This is a genomic window from Vibrio sp. 378 (assembly GCF_033339435.1).
The window spans coordinates 1-521 of sequence record NZ_JAWOUO010001170.1; the positions used below are offsets into that span (position 1 = coordinate 1).

At 41.7% G+C, this 521-nt stretch carries 1 pseudogene; it reads right to left on the minus strand.

Annotated elements, in window-relative coordinates:
• Window positions 1-521 (minus strand): annotated as a pseudogene (locus tag R7Q48_RS30975) (SMC family ATPase); the annotation flags it as partial.

Genomic DNA, 521 nt, shown 5'->3' on the forward strand with positions numbered 1-521 from the left:
CTTAAACTCCCGTTAAGCGCTTCTAAATTAGGCTTCTCGACCACCTTCAAAGCTTGATTTAAATCCGCAAGAGTTTGTTCTAACTGAATTTGTGTCTGCTTAAAGTTATCTATTTCTTGTTGCCAAGTTTGAGTTTGTTGTTCACTCACTTTACTCTGTAAGAAGTGCGCTTCATCAGCAAACGCACTCGCTTTTAGTGCGCTTTCCCATTCGGTTTTAGCATTTTCCAGTTTACTATTCGCTTCCAACAGCCACTGTTGGTGAGTCGTCAACTGACTATCGACATTTGATTTCGCCAGCACAGCTTGTTGTAACTGCGCTTGCGCAGATTCTAGGCCGTTATTCAGCTCAACAATTTGCTTGTGTATCTGAGTCAAGTCGTTTTCTAGTTGCTCTAGTGATGTGTATTTATCATCTAATGACGCACTCAATTTCGCTAACTGCTGCTGATTTGCTTTAATCGTCGATTCATTTGCAGCCATCTGGTTTTGCAAATCGTTGATCTTACCTTCGCCAACCAC